The sequence below is a fragment of the Bifidobacterium callitrichos DSM 23973 genome (assembly GCF_000741175.1).
GTDB lineage: Bacteria > Actinomycetota > Actinomycetes > Actinomycetales > Bifidobacteriaceae > Bifidobacterium > Bifidobacterium callitrichos.
Map to the genome: position 1 here is coordinate 101,945 of NZ_JGYS01000005.1, position 14,788 is coordinate 116,732.

The window sequence follows — 14,788 nt, forward strand, 5'->3', positions numbered from 1 at the left end:
TCCTTTGGGAGGCTAGCTCACAGACGCGTCCATCACCTGTGGATGCGCAGCGTGGCAAGCTGGAACGGCGCGAGCGTGATGGCCGCGCCCTCCGCCGCGGCCGACTCGTCGCCCGAGGCCAGTGCGCACGGCAGTTCGGCGGGCAGGCCGCTCTCCTCCATGAGGTTCACCTCACGCACGGTGGCACCGGCGAACGCGTCATCGAGATGCAGCGTGGCCCGCGCCCTGCCGCCCGCGGCCTCATAGAGGCGCACGATGAGATCGTCCGAACCGTCGTCGGCCAGCTTGACCCAGTCAAGCACTGGCGTACCCTCGACGTTTGCGAGCGCGGCGAGCGGCCTGACGGCGGGCAGCTCCCCCACCGTCGGGCTGTTGAGTCTGGATGCCTCGGCGAGCACTGTGGTCATGTCCGCATCGGCCACGATGGACCAAGAGAAGGTGTGCCGCCCCTGATCGGTGCGCGGATCCGGGTAGAGCGGCGCGGAGAGCAGCGACAGGCGCACCATCGTGCCGCGGCCGAGACCGCCGGCCTCGGATCCGTGGATGGGGCTCACGTCGGAGCCGTAGGTGGAGGCGTTCACGACCGCCGCAGCATAGCCGCTGTCGGCGATGCGCACGAAGCGGTGCGTGCAGCTTTCGAACTTGGCGTCGTCCGAGCGGGTGTTCTTGTTGATCGGACGCTCGACGATGCCGTACTGGCATTCGTACTGGGCGTTGACGGCCTGCACGGCGACCGGGACGTCGACCTTGAGGAACTTCTCGGCCGCACGCCAGTCCACATCGGCCTCGAAGTCGAGGGTTCCGGCGCCCGGGCGCAGGACGATCCGCGTGACGATGTCGACGCCTTCGGCCGTGGTGACGACCTCGACGATCGCGCTGCCGTCAGCCTCGACGTGCACGTCGCGGACGGCGGAATCATCCAGCGAGGTGGCGGCGAGGAAGGCGTCGCGCTGGATGTCCCAGGCGTCCCAGTGGAACGGTTCGTCCTTGAGCAGCTCGTAGCGGCCGAGTCTGGTGCCGGCGGGCACGAGTTCGCGGCCGGCCGCCCTGTCGAGCATCGAGGAGACGGTGCCGTCGGCCTGAACGGTCACGACGAGTCTGCCGTTGTCGAGCGTGATCGTCTCTCCGTTTTCGTCGCGTGCGACGCGTACGGCGCCGTCGCGGTTCTCGGGGCTGACGGCGGCGACATCGCGCGCACAGCGGACCGTCCACGCCTCGCAGGCCTTGCGGGAGTACGGGGTGATGACCGCGTCGGACACGGTGGCGTCATCCGGCTCGACGGCCCTGATGGCGGCGGCGGCTTCGGCGACGATGTCGCGCAGCAGCGCGATGTCGCGCGCGTACTCCTCGCGGGCCTGACGATGCACCCACGCGATCGCCGAGCCGGGCAGGATGTCGTGGAACTGGTTGAGCAGCAGCGTCTTCCAGATGCGGTCCATTTGCTCGCGCGGGTAGACGTAGTCGGGGTTCTTGACCCGTGCCGCGGCGCACAGGTATTCGGCCACGCGCAGCATGGCCTCCTCCTTGCGGCAGCCTCGCTTCATGTCCTGCTGGGCGGTCAGCGTGCCGCGGTGCAGCTCCAGATACAGCTCGCCCCTGAAGACCGGGGTCTCGCCGCGCGCATTGTCGACGATGTCCCGACGCACGCGGTCGAACAGCTCGTCGGGCGTGCCGAAGTCGATCTTCGGGGCGCCGGCGAGGTCACGATCGCGGCGGATGCGCGCGGTCATCTCGCGGGTGGGGCCGCCGCCGCCATCGCCGAAGCCGTACAGCAGGATCGCGTTGCGCGACAGGTCCTTGTCGAGGAAGTTCCGCTGCGAGTATGCGAGCTCGTGCATGCTCATGGACGAGCAGTACGTGTCGGACGGCGGGAAGTGCGTGAGGATGCGCGTGCCGTCGACGCCCTCCCACATGAACGAGTGGTGCGGGAACTTCGTGGTGTCGTTCCACGAGATCTTCTGTGTGAGGAACCAGTCGAATCCGGCGCGGCGGGCGATCTGCGGCCATGAACCGGTGTAGCCGAAGCTGTCCGGCAGCCATACGCCGCGGGGTTCGACGCCGAGATGCTCCTTGAAGTAGCGGCGGCCGAACGTGATCTGGCGGATCAGGGATTCGCCGGCGGGGATCATGTTGTCGGATTCGACCCACATGCCGCCCACGGGGATGAACCGCCCTTCCTCGATGCGCCGCTTCATGCGCGCGAACAGATCGGGGTGCTCGGCCTCGAGCCACTCGTACTGCTGGGCGGAGCTCATCGCGTACGTGAAGTCCGGATCCTCGTCCATCAGCGCGAGCACGTTGGAGACGGTGCGCGCCACCTTGCGGCGGGTCTCACGCACGGGCCACAGCCATGCGGAGTCGATGTGCGCGTGGCCGATGGCGATGTGATTGATGGCGCTGGAGGCCGCGGGTTCGGCGAGCACGCCGGCCAGTTCGCCGCGCGCCGTGGCGAGCGTCGCGTCGATGTCACGCTCATCGTAGGCGTTGAGGGAGCGCTGCAGCGCCTTGGCGAGCTGCCAGTAGCGCGGATCGTCCTCATTGAGTTCGCGCATCAGCGACGAGACGGTCTCCAGATCCATCGAATAGGCGAACACGTCCTCGTTGAACACGGTGACGTCCATGCGCGTAAGGGTGTAGGGGAAGTCGCGCCTGCCGGTCGTCCCCTCCCCCAGCTCGGTGGGCGAGAACGGCGTCGGGCCCTCGACGAACGGGTTGGCGGCGGCTTCGATGTACACGGTGAAGTTCCCCTCATCGTCGAGGTCGACGTTGGGGGTGCCGTCGGCGGCGACGAGCGGGATCCAGTGGTTGCGCGGGTTCGCCGACTTGACGGCGGTGCCGTCGGCGCGGTAGACGAGGCCCTCGGACTGGAATCCGGGGCCGCGGTGGCCGAGCCAGCCCAGATCCACCTCGAGTTCGACCTTGCGCCCCCGCGTCGCATCGCGGTCGATGCGCCCCGTCACCTCGAACCAGGTGGTACCCCAGGTCTCGCCCCACTGACCGGGTACGGCGAACGGCGTGAACCCGATCTCGCCGGCGCGCACCTTGGCGAGGAACTCGTCGGAGGGCACGGGCTCACCGGGGTTGTCGAACGAGCGGATGGCGCATGACGACAGCGTCGTGTGAATATGCGGCTCGACGCGCTGCCATAGCACGCGGTCGCAGCGGTCCAGCTGCTGCTTGGGCAAGAGGAACATGATGTGTTTCGACTCCTTTGTGGTGTGGTTGGTGTGGTTGGTGATGTTGATGGGGGGTGTTGATGATGTCGGATGTCGGTCGCGACTCAGACGCGGCTCAGACGCAGGGTGGCCAGCTGGAACGGATCGAAAGCGAGCCGCGCCCCCTCGGCCGCCTGACGACCCTCGCCTTGCAGCGCTCGCGGCAGGTCGTCGGCGAGCGCGTCGCCCTCCAGCACGTCCGTCTCGCGCACCGTGGCGCCCGCGAGCGCCTCGGCGACGTGCAGTCGCACGGATGCGCGGCCGCCGGTCGCCTCGTAGACGCGTGCGATGATGTCGCCGGAACCGTCGTCGGCGGGTTTGATCCAGTCCATCACCACGGTACCGGATTCGGATTCCAAGGTGATGCAGGGGTCGATGTCGGGCACGTCGGCGAGTATGGGCGCGTTGAGCGCGCAGGCTGCCTCGTTGACGCGTTCGACGGTCGCGTCGGCGAGCACGGACCAGTCGAACGAGTGGCGTCCGATGTCGGTGCGCGGGTCGGGGAACGTCGGCGCGGAGAGCAGTGACAGGCGGAACATCGTGCCCGCGCCATGCCCGCGGACGGCGTCGCCGGCGATCGGCGCGGCGTCCGACCCGTAGAGGGAGCCGTTGATGACGGCGGCCGCGTATCCGGGTTCGGCGAGGATCGCGAATCTGCCGGTGGAGCTTTCGAACTTCGCCTCGTCGGATGCGCTGTTCTTGACGATCGGGCGTTCGACCAGACCGTACTGGCAGTCGTAGGTGGCGCGGTCGGCGATGATGCCGAGCGGCAGATCGACCTTGAGGAAGCGTTCATGCTCATGCCAGTCGACGTCGGCGTGGAAGTCGAGCGTGGTGGACTCGGGCGCGAGCGTGATCGTCGTGTCGATCGTCGTGTCGCCGTGTTCGATGCGCGTGCGGACGACGGCTCTGCCGTTCTCGACGCCGGCGGCGACGATCCGGCCGACAAGGCCGCGGCCCATGAGCAGGGATTCGCGTTCGATCTCCCACGCATCCCATACGGCCGGCTCGTCCTTCATCAGCTCGTAGCGGCCGAGGCGGGAGCCTTCGGGGACGAGTTCGCGTCCGGCGGCGACGTCGATGAGCGATGAGACGGCGCCATCGTGGTCGATGGTCGCGTCGATGAGTCCGTTGCCGATGCGCACGGCGCCGTCGTCGGTCCGTTCGATCGTGACCGGCGTCGTCGTCCCGTCGTACGTGGCGACGGTCGGACGGGCGCGCCATGACGCGCCGTCGGCACGGTACTGGGCGATGCGAGCCTCGGGCAGCAGGTCGGCGTCCGGGTTCGCCCGGCGCAATACCGCGCACATGTCCGCGGCGATCTTTCCAAGGCGCGCGAGGTCGCGCGCATAGTCCTCGCGTGCCTCGCGGTGCACCCAGGAGATCGACGAGCCGGGCAGGATGTCGTGGAACTGGTTGAGCAGCAGCGTCTTCCAGATGCGGTCCATCTCCTCGCTCGGGTAGACGTAGTCCGGGTCGGCGAGTGCCGCTGCGGCACCGAGGTATTCGACCGTGCGCAGAAGCGATTCCTCCCTGCGGCATCCTCGCTTCATGTCCTGCTGGGAGGTGAGGGTGCCGCGGTGCAGCTCCAGGTACAGCTCGCCCTTGTACGTCGGCATCTCGTCGCCGGCGTTCTCCTCGATCTGCGTGCGCGCCTTGTCGAAGAAGTCGTCCGGCCCCTCGATCGTGACGCGGGAGACGCCTTCGAGGTTCTCGAAGCGGTGCAGGTGGTCCATCATGTCGCGCGTGGGACCGCCGCCGCCATCGCCGAAGCCGAAGAGCAGCAGGGAGCGGTCGGCGAGGTCCTTGTCCTGGAAGTTCTTCTCGGCGTAGTCGAGCTCCTGTGCCTTGCACCATGCGGCGTACGTGTCCGACGGCGGGAAGTGGGTGAAGATGCGCGAGCCGTCGATGCCCTCCCACAGGAACGAGTGGTGTGGGAACTTCGTGGTGTCGTTCCACGAGATCTTCTGCGTGAGGAACCACTCGTAGCCGGCCCTGCGGGCGATCTGCGGCCATGCGCCGGTGTAGCCGAAGCTGTCAGGCAGCCAGATGCCCTTCGGTTCGACGCCGAGATGCTCCCTGAAGTAGCGGCGACCGAACGTGATCTGGCGGATCAGGGACTCGCCGGCGGGCAGCATGCCGTCCGCCTCGACCCACATGCCGCCCACGGGGATGAACCGCCCCTCCTCGATGCGCCGCTTCATGCGCGCGAACAGATCGGGATGGTCCTCCTCGAGCCATGCATACTGCTGGGCGGAGCTCATCGCGTATCTGAAGTCGGGGTCGGCGTCCATCAGCGCCAGGGCGTTGGAGACGGTGCGGGCCACCTTGCGGCGGGTCTCACGCACCGGCCACAGCCACGCGGAGTCGATGTGCGCGTGGCCGACGGCGCTGACGTTCATCGCCGAGGCGTTCGCGGGTCTGGCGAGAACGTCGGCAAGGGCTTCGCGTGCGGCGGATACGGAGTCATGGTCGCGCTCGTCGAAGAGGTTGAGGGAGCGCTGCAGGGCCTTGGCGAGCTGCCAGTAGCGGGGCGAGCGCTTGTCCGCAAGCTCCATCAGGGAGCTGACGACGTCGAGGTCGACACGGTAGGCGTCACAGTCACGGTCGAATTCGGTCAGGTCGGCGGATTTGAAGACGTACGGTTCGTCCGGCCTGCCGGTGGCGCGCTCCCCCAGTTCGGTTTCGATGAACGGCGGCACGCCGAGCAGCAGCGGGTTGCTGGCGGCCTCGAGATAAAGCGTGAATCGCCCGTCGGCGTCGATCGGCACCTGCGTCTCGCCGTCGGCGGACATGAACGGCACCCAGTGGTTGAGCGGGTGCACGGCCTTGATGGCGGTGCCGTCAGGACGGTAGACCAGTCCTTCGATGTGGCCGCCGCAGGAGTGGGGATACCAACCCAGATCGATGACGACCTCCAGCGCACGTCCGTCCTTCGGATATCCCGCGGGAACCTGACCGGTCAGGCGGAACCAGACCGTGCCCCATGTGGTGCCCCATTCGCGTCCGAGCGTGAACGGCGTGAACTCGATGTCCCCCGCGGCGACTCTGGCGAAGAACTCGGCCGAAGGCATCGGCTCGCCGGGGATGTCGAAGGATTCGACGTCCAGATGCGCCACGACCGGGTGGACGTGCGGGTCGACGCGCTGTCGGAGGATGCGTTTGCAGCGTTCCAGCTGCGCTTCGGGTTTGAGGAACATCGGTGCTCTGCCACTTCCTTGTCGTGTCTTGTCGTGTTGTCGGCCGTCGTCCGTCGATGTCGCCGTCGGCATCGCGGTCACGTCATCGTGTGTCCTTGACGCCCGCGCTCACGGACCATGCCCTGTCTGTTCGCGCCGTTCGATCCCGACTATCCCGTCGATCCCGACGAACACGGGAACTAAAGCGCTTTAGTATGTATTCTCGTCAACAACGACCACCCTGTCAAGTCCGACGGCGTTGCTCGCCGCCGAAATCCGACGCATACACGCGCGTCATCCCATATATTCGATGACGAGTCCGGGCATGTCCGGGCAGAGCACGGTGTATCCGCCGGGCACTCCGGACGGGTAGAGGATGATCGGGTAGACGAGCTTCATTTGATCCTTCTTTCGTTGATGCCGACCTGCCCCGGCGCAGTCAATCCGAGACCACCTTGCGGTTGATCTGGTACCGGTAGTTCTCGCGGAGCCATTCGCTTAGTATTGCGGTCGTTCAGGCCGGATGGTATATCGCCACTGATCTCAGGTATTCCTTAGAGGCTATCTCGCGTATTTTCCCCGGCGGTGACGATGTGGAAGACGGTGTCATGGTATTCATCGATGAGGCTGAAGTAATCGTGTGTCGATTCAAAGACCGGTTTCATGCCGCACTTGGCCATCACGCGGCCGGACTGGGCGTTTTCCGTGTAGTGCCCGCCCCACACGGCGGCTTTATGCAACGTATCGAACGCATAAGCGAGCACGGCGTTCAACGCCTCGGGCATGTAGCCGTTCCCCCCAGAATGGCGCCCGATCCAATACCCCAATTCCAGCGTATCGTCGCCGAGATACTTGCCGTAGCGTTCCATGAGGGCGCCATCAGCCTTGACCGGATCGATGGTGCGGTGGCCGACCGACTTGAGTGCGATGCTGCCGACCGGCTCGCCGCCATGCTCCTTGACGGTGATGGCCCAGTTGTTTTCCACGGCGAGAATGTTCCTGATGTCGTTCAGACTGCCCTCGACACTGGTATGCGGAGGCCATCCACACAGCAGGCCGATATCCGGATCGGAGGCGTATCTGAACAGAGACGCAGCCTCGGCCCTGTCGTCGGTCTTCCAAGGACGCAGCAGCAAACGCGCGGTTTCAATCATCTCGCTCATATGGACCTCCCGAGCTGGCGGAATCAATGACTTTCGGCATGCTAACACGCAGCACCCGGATATGACAGGTTCCCTCTTTCAACCAACTACTCGCAGGTGTTGCGCGAAGGTCCGGAAAGCCGTTGTCACGCTCTGCAGGACGCGTGACTGAGGTGCGAGATTTCCGGACGGCCATTCGGTTCACTTCGGCCGCGCGGGTCACCTGCGTGTCCGGGGTGCTCTCCGTCTTCAGCGCCATCGTCACCGTCCGCCTCCTCATCGACGAGCAGGTGTACGCGAGCGCCGAGACCATGTACGAGGGGGATCCGTGGCTCATGGCCGACGAGCTCAACGTCACCGTGCAGATCGTCCTCATCCACGCCCTCATCGATGAATCCGAGATCGGAGAACAGATGCATACTGGCGTGATTGGCGGGATCGATCTGCGTCAGCACGTACGGTTCCCGATTGTGTCGGGCGGCATCGTTGGCCATCCAGCGCAGCGCGCCGTCCAGCAGGTACCGGCCCAGATGCCGGCCCCGTTCGGACAATGCCGTGGCGATGAACGATATGGCGTAGCGTTGGATTCGGGGGACGCGGGATCGTATCCGAACTCGCAGAAGCCGACGACGTCTCCGGAGGCCCTGTCCCCGTACTGGAGGACGAGACGGCACAGACCCGGCTCGTCCTTGATGCGAAGGTCACGAATATACCGCTGCACGTCCATCGCTCCGGCCCGTCAGGCGGACAGCAGACGAAGCGACAACTGGTCGTCCGGAGTGCAGGGGCGACTAGTGACGATCTCTATCCTCAATCTCACCGGCCTTCTTCGCAAGTCGCGTACGACGGTTCAGCATTGCGCGGTGCAGACGCATCCATTTCGCGTCCACAGCGTTGCGCGGCTTGCCGTCCTCGGGCGGCGTGTACACCAGGATGGGCTTCACGCCGGTATCGGTCATGGTCATGGCCGCCTCCTCTCAGTCGTTTTCAGCGTAAACTGGATAGTTTATACGAAATACATAGCAGGTCAAAAAGCTGATTTTCACTGCCAGATCAGACGGCGAGCGCCGCATGATCAACGGGAGGTATGTTCATACCTATGGGCGATGTCTCCGGCGGTCCTCCACGCGACGTGCAGGAACCCGCTGACCGTCTTCTGGTTGGCGACCGTCATCAGCCACGCGCACTCCGCCTCGAAATCACGCGTGAACCGGCTCCCGGGCTCGGCCCACGGCACGGCGGCGACGACCACCCCCGCACCCGGGGGCACTCCACGCGCGGCATGGCGGCGACCAGCTCCCACCCGCCAGCAGCCGAAGTCCTGATGACGCCACCGGCGCACCCCGCCGCCACGGTCATAGCCCGGGCGCTTCCGCCCGCATCTCGAGCATCTGAGCATGCCCGCGCGCGGGCGCACGCGCACCTCGAGCACGGGCTCGGGACGCAGGGGCGAATCCATGATCCGCGCGTCCTCGACGACCATGCCTTTGACGTTCAGCAAAATAAGCTCTTCGGTAGGCGTTTCTCGGTATTCATTTCTTTGGTCGGAAAACAGAATAGCCGGAAACGCCCCTCACACTTACACACTCAACGGCCCAACGACGAACCACCACCCACGAAAACAGCAATAGCGCCCCATAAAGACAGTCGCGATAGGACTCGGAAGACACGCGGCATGACAAGGAAGGTTACAGGTGTTAGCATGAAGAGCAACAGAAGCCTCCCACGCCTACTAGCAGTGCGCAACCCGGGAGGTTCTTTTCATTTCGGAGGCGAACAGTGAAGCCGCCCAAAACCGTGGATGAGATGATCGAACTCATGGAGTCGCGTGGTCTCGTCATAGACGATCGCGAGCGCATGCGTCAGATCCTGTTCGACTCGAACTATTATCGGCTGTCCGGTTATTTCCGCGCGTTCCAGAACGATCCGGCTCATGGGGACAATGATTTCCGGTCGGGGACCACAGCCGCTGATTTCCTTGAACCCTATCAGTTGGATGTCGAATTGCGTTCGCTGATCCTGCGGGGCACGGGACTGTTGGAACTGACGGTGCGATCCCGTTTCGCCTATCTCATCTCGGTTGACGGCGGAGCCTATTCGTATATGGATGCCGAATCATACGAGCCGGCGACGAACCGCAAGGGAGTGGAGTTGCGTTCGTCGCTGGTGTCGAACATCCGCAAATGGTTGGATCTGTCAAGCGAGGTGTGCATCAGGCATTACAGGGCGGCAGGAGAGCCGGTGCCGATATGGGCGGCGGTGGAGACCATGCCGTTTGACACCGTGTCCCGCATGCTTGGCCTTCATTCGGACACGAAGGCGCTCAGGGGGGTGTACAGGTCGTTGGGTGTGCGTACGAATCTTCGTTCCGCGTCAGAGATCATCCATGCAATGGTTTACCTGCGTAACCTCTGCTCCCATCACAGTCGTCTCTGGCATCGGGAGATGGTGATCGTGTCTCCTGTGACCAAGGATATGCGACGTCGGTTCCCGGACTTCGCGTATGAGGGGAAATCGGTGGCCCAGTCGCTGATCGCGTTGATGTATCTCGTAGACGAGATCAGCGGCGGCGACGCATACTCATCCGGAGTGATCTCTTTCCTGAATGGGCATGCGGATTATTCGGCAGGGTTGAGACATCCTTTGCACTGGGAGTGACAACTAAGGCCGCCCCGCGAGGACGACCTTAGAGACTCCTTCTACAACCTGTAGATGAGCTGCTTCGTATTCTCCGTATGACACTCCAGAAGTCAAATCCAAATTCAGCTCCTGCTAGGAAGGGAATTGGGTGATTCGACATGGTGGCTGTTCTGCCGGTGTCGGCGCATCTGAACTACGGGCCGATGCGCATGCTCCTCTATGAGGTCGCTCCCGGCCTGACCGTCGGCAGCGCCATCCTTGCCGGTGATCTCCACGGCGTGTACGACCTGCTGCACGACACCATCGTCATCGACCGGACCATGACCTACACGCGCAAACGGTGCACCCTCGTCCACGAGCTCGTCCACCACGCCTACGGGGACAGAGGACACCAGCGCGAACACCGGTGCCGCATCGTCACCGCCCGCCTCCTCATCGACGAACAGGAGTACGCGAGCGCCGAGACCATGTACGAGGGGGATCCGTGGCTGATGGCCGACGAGCTCAACGTCACCGTGCAGATCGTCCTCGACTACCGCGAATGGCTGAACGAACGGGGGCGGTGACGGGGCCGGGGACACGAACGCGATGGGACGTCAGAAGAACGCCTTATATGCCGCGACTCCCAGCACGAGGAAAATGGTAATGACGCCGAGCGCTATGACCGTGTTGTCGGCACACCAGCAGAACCAGAACATCATACGGTGGCGTCTCGCAAGCTCGTATGGCCCGGTCTTCAGGAGAATACTGGCTGTACAGCATCTGGGAGACGTGGTAGAAGAACCGCATGAACGGGTGTCACCCGGTGACGAACGCGAACATCTTCGCGTCGCCTTTGACGGTCGGGAGACTGCTGTCGGGGCGCATGTCCTCGGCGTCGTCCTTTATCTCCGAACGATCCGGTGCGTCCTGCTCGTAACGGTCCGATTCATCGTCCGGGAGCGATCCCGCAGCGGTCTCGTCACCGGCCCTGCCGCCCAAGGCGTCGATCCCCATGTCGAGATAACGGTCATTGGGTTCGTCTTCATCTGCCACGGATCGTCATTCCCTTGTCGGAGGGTTCTTTTTGAGCCGCTCGCGACGCTTGCGCGCCGCATCGAGGGACACCCCGAACCGGGCGGCGATGTCTATGAAGCTACGCCCCTCGTCGAGCATGCCGAGAAACTGCCACTCAGGCATGAGCAGTGCTCCGGCGAATTCGTCGGCGTAGAACTCATATAGGTCATATCGGCTAGGCTCGCGCCTTTCCACGAAAGAGAAGTCATTGTCGTCAGACACGTCCACCCGTTCGACGTAATGACCCAGCTCATGGGCCAGGGTGAACCTGCGTCTGGTCTCGGATTCGGACGTCTCGACATAGGACCGTGCCGGTTCGTTCGGTCTTTTCTGCCACATCGTTTACCACATCCTACCCCCGAAACCCATCGAAAACCGTTCGAAACGGCATGTCGGCGAGCGCTGCAGAAGTATCGGAAACGGTTCGAAATCGTTGGTATTCCAACGAAAAAGCGCCCCCCGTTTGGAGTGGCGCTTTCCGTCAGTGGAGATGCGGGGAATTGAACCCCGGTCCGGTGACCGTACCCTCAGTCTTCTACGTGCGTAGTCTGCTGGCCGTGCGGCGGTTTTTCTGCCCCCAACGATGTCGCAGACGACTGTTGGCGAGCATATCCGCAGTACAAGTCCCGATGCAGCCCTGTGGCTCGGCTACATCAGCAAGTCTCCTAAACGACGCTCAGCTTCCCTCCGAAGACGAGAAGGAGTGAACGGAGCGGCTGCTCACTGGTTAATCCTGGCGCGAAGCTCAGGCAGCGAGAGCGAACTCAGTGCGGTTAGATTTAGCACTTATTCTTTTGCCGGGGGCATCCACGAGTGGACCCGGCGTTCTCGGCACGCTTCCCTGCGACGAACAGGTCACCGTCGAAACCGATCATCCCCAATCTTGAATTATCAAGCCCCGCCCATTCAGGCGGACAATTCAGCATACAACCGATATGCGCTTCGGCGCAAGTCGGCGTATGCCGCGACGGCATGGATCATGCCGTCGGCGAACAAACCCACTAGCGCAGCACCGGCCGCAGCGGGGCGGAGACGTCCACCTCGGTCTTGTCGCCGATCACCTTGGGATCGGACAGGATCTTGTCGACGACCGCCTTCTTGAGCTTCATCTGCGAGGAGTCACCCCACACGATCTTGTACTTGCCCTTGTCCTTGCCCATGTCGAGCTCGACGGTGACGGAGTCCTGCGTGCTCGCGGTCACCTTGGTGATCGCGTTGCGCATCGACTCGGGCAGCGAGTCGAGCACCTTGAGCGCCTCCTTGACGGCCCGGTTGTTGAGGCCGGAGGACACGCTCTTCACCTCGATCACGGGGATGCCGTCGGCCGACGCGCCGGCGACGGAATTAAGCACTCGGGCCTTCGAATCGACGGCGGTCATCGAGTCGCCGCCCGAGGCCTTGAGCATCGCGGCCGGACGCTGCGATTCGACGTTCACGGCGAGACCGTGCGGCCATCGCTTCGACGCCGTCGCACTGGTGACGCCCGGGATCGCCGACATACGTTCGGTCATGTCGCCGGTGTTGACCAGTACGAGGGAGCGCCCGGCCTGTTCGTTGACGATATTGCGGATGTCGCTTTCACTCACCCATTCGTTGGCGCCGGAGACCGTGACCTGTGCCGGGTCGAGCCGCAGCACCGGGGAGAGGAACAGCAGCCATCCCAGTGCGGCGACGAGCACGATGGACAGCACCGCGACGCCGATGCGCAGGACGGTGACCCTCATGCCGGCGCGCTTGCGCTCCTTGGCGCGTGCCGTGAAGTCGACGACCTTGGGTCTGATGGCGAGCCCCAGAGTGCCGGAGTTCTCCTCAAGCGTCTTGGCGACGAGATCCTCGCTGCTCAGACGCCGGGCGTCGACGAAGTCCCCCGGCTTGGAACGGGAGGGGTCGGGGGTGGATCCGGAGATCGCCTTGCGCGGTTTGCGGCGTCGATCACCGCCGGGATCCGCGCCGGAGCTGACGACGCGTCCCGCCATCAGTCGCAGCTTTCGCGATGCGCCTCGAGCGCGTGGAGGATCACCTCGCTCATATCGGTGATGTCACCGGCGCCGACGGTGAAGATGACGTCGCCGTGATGGGCGCGCATCGCCATCATCCGGGCGGCGAGCTCCATGTCGTCGACGGCCCGGAACTCCACGCCGGACATGCCCTGAGCCTCGCGCACGATGGTCACCGGCCCGACTCCCGGGAAATCGGCCTGCTTCTCGCGGGCCGGGAAGATGCCGGTGACGATCACGTCGTCGGCCTTGGCAAGGGCCTCGGCGAACTCGCGGGCGAAGAACTTCGTACGGCTGAACAGGTGCGGCTGGAACAGCACGCGGATCACGCTGTGCGGGTAGCGGCGGCGTGCGGCGTCGAGCAGCGCGGCGATCTCGGTGGGATGGTGCGCGTAGTCGTCGACGACCGTGACCTGCTTGACCACGCCCTTGACCTGGAAGCGACGCACGGCCCCGCGGAACGACGCGATGGCGGCGGCGGCATCCGCCGGGGCGACGCCCAGCAGCACAGCGGCGCTGATCGCGGCCGCCGCGTTGCGCGCGTTATGCAGTCCCGGTACTTCGAGCGAGACAGGCTGCTCGACGTCGCCGCCGCCGGTGACGGACGCGGGAAGATGCAGGGTGAAGCGTTCGGCGCCGGAGCCGGCGGATTCGCTCTCCGATTCGACATGCACGTACGCCGCACCGTTCAGCCCCTTGAGTTCGGCCGCATCGGGTGCCGTCGTGCCATAGGCGATGGCGTGGGAGGCGACGGACGGGTCGAGCGCGAGCAGCACGGCGAGCGCGTTCGGATCGTCGGCGCAGATGATCACATGTCCGGTGGCATGGCCGGCGTGTTCGACGAACGCGGCGCGGTAGTGCGCCTCGTCGCCGTAGTGGTCGAGGTGATCGGCCTCGCAGTTGGTGATGACGGCGATCTCGGGACGGTACTTCTCGAAGCTGCCGTCGGATTCGTCGGCCTCGGCGATGAGCGCCGCTCCCCCGCCGACGTGTCCGCCGTCGATGACCGACCCGTCCTCGCCCTGGATGGATCCGCCGATCGCATAGCTGGGGTCGGCGCCGCAGCGTTCGAGCATGTGGGCGATCATCGAGCTGGTGGTGGTCTTGCCGTGCGCTCCGGCCACGGTGACCGCGCGGCGACCGTGCATGAGCAGCGCGAGGATGTCGCTGCGGTGCACGATGCGCTTGCCGGCCTCGTGCGCGGCGACGATCTCTGGATTGTCGGGCTTGATGGCGCTCGAATAGACGATGGTATCCGCACCCTCCACGTTCTGCGCGCGCTGTCCGAAGGCGACGCTGATGCCCAGCTCCTCGAGACGGTCCGTCTTGGCGCTGCGCTCCCGGTCGGAGCCGGTCACGACGACGCCACGTTCGTGCAGCATCTCGGCGAGCACCGACATGCCGGCCCCTCCGATGCCGATGAAATGGGTGGATCCAAGCGCATCGGTGGTTTCGTCGGCGGCGAATGCGGCGTGCTCTGGATCGAGGATGATGGACGAAGTGGTGTCTGCGGTCACGGAAACGTACTCCTTGTGGTACAAGTCAGATCTTCAATCATT

At 64.6% G+C, this 14,788-nt stretch carries 12 protein-coding genes and 1 other RNA gene; 2 read left to right on the forward strand and 11 right to left on the reverse strand.

Annotation, left to right across the window (positions count from 1 at the left end; genetic code table 11):
- Nucleotides 1-32 precede the first annotated feature (32 nt).
- From BCAL_RS03645 to BCAL_RS13695, 6 genes are all read right to left on the reverse strand, one after another.
- The gene (locus tag BCAL_RS03645) at nucleotides 33-3,194 is read right to left on the reverse strand and encodes an alpha-mannosidase (RefSeq protein WP_043167043.1); all 3,162 of its coding nucleotides are present in this window, start codon (nucleotides 3,192-3,194) and stop codon (nucleotides 33-35) included.
- Between the two features lie 86 nt (nucleotides 3,195-3,280).
- Complete coding sequence (locus tag BCAL_RS03650) at nucleotides 3,281-6,415, reverse strand: alpha-mannosidase (RefSeq protein WP_043167044.1); 3,135 nt, start codon at nucleotides 6,413-6,415, stop codon at nucleotides 3,281-3,283.
- 533 nt (nucleotides 6,416-6,948) lie between these two features.
- On the reverse strand, nucleotides 6,949-7,557 hold the full coding sequence (locus tag BCAL_RS03655) for a GNAT family N-acetyltransferase (protein WP_043260003.1): 609 nt from the start codon (nucleotides 7,555-7,557) through the stop codon (nucleotides 6,949-6,951).
- 125 nt (nucleotides 7,558-7,682) lie between these two features.
- Nucleotides 7,683-8,210, reverse strand: a complete 528-nt coding sequence (locus BCAL_RS12145; RefSeq protein WP_338010553.1) for a GNAT family N-acetyltransferase — start codon at nucleotides 8,208-8,210, stop codon at nucleotides 7,683-7,685.
- A 117-nt stretch (nucleotides 8,211-8,327) separates the two neighbouring features.
- Nucleotides 8,328-8,501 carry a hypothetical protein gene (locus tag BCAL_RS13080; RefSeq protein WP_156101955.1) on the reverse strand — a complete coding sequence of 58 codons (174 nt, stop codon included), beginning with the start codon at nucleotides 8,499-8,501 and terminating at the stop codon, nucleotides 8,328-8,330.
- Nucleotides 8,502-8,611: 110 nt separating this feature from the next.
- Entirely contained in the window at nucleotides 8,612-9,037 is a 426-nt protein-coding gene (locus BCAL_RS13695; protein ID WP_420796803.1) for a transposase family protein, read from the reverse strand.
- A 305-nt stretch (nucleotides 9,038-9,342) separates the two neighbouring features.
- On the opposite strand from BCAL_RS13695, the gene BCAL_RS03675 reads away from it, so the two are divergent.
- Together BCAL_RS03675 and BCAL_RS03680 are read left to right on the forward strand one after the other, a co-directional pair.
- Nucleotides 9,343-10,194: an Abi family protein gene (locus BCAL_RS03675; RefSeq protein ID WP_152600453.1), complete on the forward strand. Its 852-nt coding sequence runs from the start codon at nucleotides 9,343-9,345 to the stop codon at nucleotides 10,192-10,194.
- Nucleotides 10,195-10,334: 140 nt separating this feature from the next.
- Complete coding sequence (locus BCAL_RS03680) at nucleotides 10,335-10,742, forward strand: ImmA/IrrE family metallo-endopeptidase (RefSeq protein ID WP_193786785.1); 408 nt, start codon at nucleotides 10,335-10,337, stop codon at nucleotides 10,740-10,742.
- A 232-nt stretch (nucleotides 10,743-10,974) separates the two neighbouring features.
- Here the strand turns inward: BCAL_RS03680 and BCAL_RS03685 are convergent, their stop codons facing one another.
- From BCAL_RS03685 to murC, 5 genes are all read right to left on the reverse strand, one after another.
- Nucleotides 10,975-11,211 (reverse strand): hypothetical protein, encoded by a 237-nt coding sequence (locus BCAL_RS03685; RefSeq protein ID WP_043165283.1) that lies wholly within the window; start codon nucleotides 11,209-11,211, stop codon nucleotides 10,975-10,977.
- Between the two features lie 6 nt (nucleotides 11,212-11,217).
- On the reverse strand, nucleotides 11,218-11,571 hold the full coding sequence (locus BCAL_RS12150; RefSeq protein WP_052119080.1) for an ImmA/IrrE family metallo-endopeptidase: 354 nt from the start codon (nucleotides 11,569-11,571) through the stop codon (nucleotides 11,218-11,220).
- Nucleotides 11,572-11,714: 143 nt separating this feature from the next.
- Nucleotides 11,715-12,111: a transfer-messenger RNA gene (gene ssrA, locus BCAL_RS12620) on the reverse strand.
- Nucleotides 12,112-12,233: 122 nt separating this feature from the next.
- Nucleotides 12,234-13,208 (reverse strand): cell division protein FtsQ/DivIB, encoded by a 975-nt coding sequence (locus BCAL_RS03695; RefSeq protein WP_043165284.1) that lies wholly within the window; start codon nucleotides 13,206-13,208, stop codon nucleotides 12,234-12,236.
- Nucleotides 13,208-14,746: a UDP-N-acetylmuramate--L-alanine ligase gene (murC, locus tag BCAL_RS03700; protein ID WP_043165286.1), complete on the reverse strand. Its 1,539-nt coding sequence runs from the start codon at nucleotides 14,744-14,746 to the stop codon at nucleotides 13,208-13,210. Before murC ends, BCAL_RS03695 begins: the two co-directional genes overlap by 1 nt.
- Nucleotides 14,747-14,788 lie beyond the last annotated feature (42 nt).